We start from the raw sequence: 2,364 nt of genomic DNA on the forward strand, positions 1-2,364 counted from the left end.
GCACGCCCGCGCCGCGCGCATATTCGCCGCGAACGGTGTGGCCCGGACCCTTCGGCGCAACCATGCCCACGTCGAGATCGGCGCGCGGCACGATCAGGTTGAAGTGGATGTTGAGGCCGTGCGCGAACAGCAGCAGTGCGCCTTCCTTCAGGTTGGCATGCAGGTGATCGCGATAGATGTCGGCCTGAAGCTCGTCCGGCGTCAGCATCATCACGACGTCGGCCCATTTCGCGGCATCGGCCACTTCCATCACGCGCAAGCCTTCGCCCTCGGCCTTCTTCGCCGAAGCCGAGCCCTTGCGCAGCGCCACGACGACGTCGGGCACCCCGGAGTCGCGCAGGTTGAGCGCGTGGGCGTGGCCTTGGCTACCGTAACCAACGATGGCGACTTTCTTGCCCTTGACGAGATTGATATCGGCGTCGCGATCATAATAAACGCGCATGGTCTTTCCCTTTTTCAGCGTTATTTCCGTCGAATTTTCAGGGCGCGGGCGTGATCGTGAGGCCGAAGGACGCGGAACGCTCTGAGTTGGGCACCGGCTTAGAAAGCCGCGCGCCAAAGGTCAATCGAACTTCCCTCGATTTTGCGGACACAGACTTCCGCAGCGCCGAGTTTGCGCGAAGGTAACCTGCTCTGCGAGGCCGCTACATGCCCTCTGGGCCGCGCGAGATGGCGGCAACGCCCGTTCGCGCGATCTCGACGAGGCCGAGCGGCTTCATGAGACCGATGAACGTGTCGATTTTCGACACCTTGCCCGTGATCTCGAAAACGAAATGATCGACCGTCGCATCCACGACCTTTGCGCGGAAGGCTTCGGCAAGGCGCAGGCTCTCGACGCGCTTGTCGCCTTTGCCCGCCACCTTGACGAGCGCAAGCTCGCGCTCGATGGGATCGCCCTTGACGGTGAGGTCGGTCACGCCATGCACCGGCACGAGGCGGCCGAGTTGGCTCTTGATCTGGTCGATGATCTCGACCGAACCCGTGGTCACGATGGTGATGCGCGACGCGCCAGCCTCGCGGCTGACCTCGGTCACCGTCAGGCTGTCGATGTTGTAGCCGCGCCCGGCGAACAGGCCGATGACACGCGCCAGAACGCCGGGCTCGTTGTCGACGAGCACCGAAATCGTATGCCGCTCAATTCGCTCCTGCGGATCTGCCAAGGGCATCGCCGGACCCCATTCCATCTTGTTCATTGTATGCCACCTTACTTTGGGCCGCGTCGACGGGCCTCGCGGCGGCGAAGCCGGAGGCCCGACGCACCGCTTTAGACGAGCGCCTTGCCCTTCGAGAAGGCGAGTTCAATGTCTTCATTGGCGAGTTCGTCGCCGAACAGCATGTTGTTGTGCGCCTCGCCCGATGGGATCATCGGGAAGCAGTTGGCGAGCTTCGACACGCGGCAGTCGAACAGCACCGGCTTCGGCGAATTGATCATCTCGATAATCATGTCGTCAAGTTCGTCGGGCTTCTCGGCGCGGAAGCCGACGCAATGATACGCCTCGGCCAGCTTCACGAAGTCGGGCAGCGCCTCCGCATAGGAGTGAGAATAGCGCCCGCCGTGCAGCAGTTCCTGCCACTGGCGCACCATGCCCATATATTCATTGTTCAGGATGAAGATCTTGATCGGCAGGCCGTACTGCGCCGCCGTCGACATCTCCTGCATTGTCATCATCACGGAGGACTCGCCCGCGATGTCGATGACGAGGCTTTCCGGGTGCGCGACCTGCACGCCGACCGCCGCCGGCAGGCCATAGCCCATCGTGCCGAGGCCGCCGCTCGTCATCCAGTGGTTCGGCTCGTCAAAGCGATAGAACTGCGCGGCCCACATCTGATGCTGGCCGACCTCGGTCGTGATGTAGGTGTCGCGGTTCTTCGTGAGTTCGTAAAGCCGCTGGATCGCGTATTGCGGCATGATCACGTCATCGCGCATCTTGTATTTAAGGCAATCGCGCGAGCGCCAGCCCTCGATCGACGTCCACCACACCTTGATCGCCTTCTTATCGATCTGCGGCGCGCGCGAACGCCAGACGCGCAGCATCTCTTCGAGCACGTAGCCGCAATCGCCGATGATCGGAATGTCGGCGCGCACGGTCTTCGAGATCGACGACGGGTCGATGTCGATGTGGATCTTCTTCGAGTGCGGCGCGAACGCGTTCAGCCGCCCGGTGATGCGGTCGTCGAATCGCGCGCCGACGCAGATCATCACGTCGCAATCGTGCATCGCCATGTTGGCTTCGTAGGTGCCGTGCATGCCGAGCATGCCGAGCCATTGCTTCGACGAAGCCGGGTAGGCGCCGAGGCCCATCAGCGTGGACGTGATCGGGAAGCCGGTCGTGTCCACGAACTCGCGCAGAAGCTTCGAGGCCG

Annotated in this window: 3 protein-coding genes; all 3 read right to left on the reverse strand. The window is 62.7% G+C overall.

Features of this window, described 5'->3' with window-relative positions; all coding sequences use genetic code 11:
* Positions 1-442 (reverse strand): NAD(P)-dependent oxidoreductase (locus tag T281_RS16850; protein ID WP_037242257.1); only part of this gene is annotated, 442 nt, incomplete at its 3' end.
* 202 nt (positions 443-644) lie between these two features.
* On the reverse strand, positions 645-1,193 hold the full coding sequence (ilvN, locus tag T281_RS16855) for an acetolactate synthase small subunit (protein WP_013419889.1): 549 nt from the start codon (positions 1,191-1,193) through the stop codon (positions 645-647).
* A gap of 71 nt (positions 1,194-1,264) precedes the next feature.
* Positions 1,265-2,364: thiamine pyrophosphate-dependent enzyme (locus T281_RS16860; RefSeq protein WP_037242260.1), on the reverse strand; the 1,100-nt coding region annotated here is incomplete at its 5' end.

Origin of the sequence: Rhodomicrobium udaipurense JA643 (assembly GCF_000636015.1) — a bacterium.
Taxonomy (GTDB): domain Bacteria; phylum Pseudomonadota; class Alphaproteobacteria; order Rhizobiales; family Rhodomicrobiaceae; genus Rhodomicrobium; species Rhodomicrobium udaipurense.

Excerpts from the sequence above, each read along its gene's own strand:
- ilvN (WP_013419889.1), bottom strand. The coding sequence starts at position 1,193 with ATGAACAAGATGGAATGGGGTCCGGCGATGCCCTTGGCAGATCCGCAG.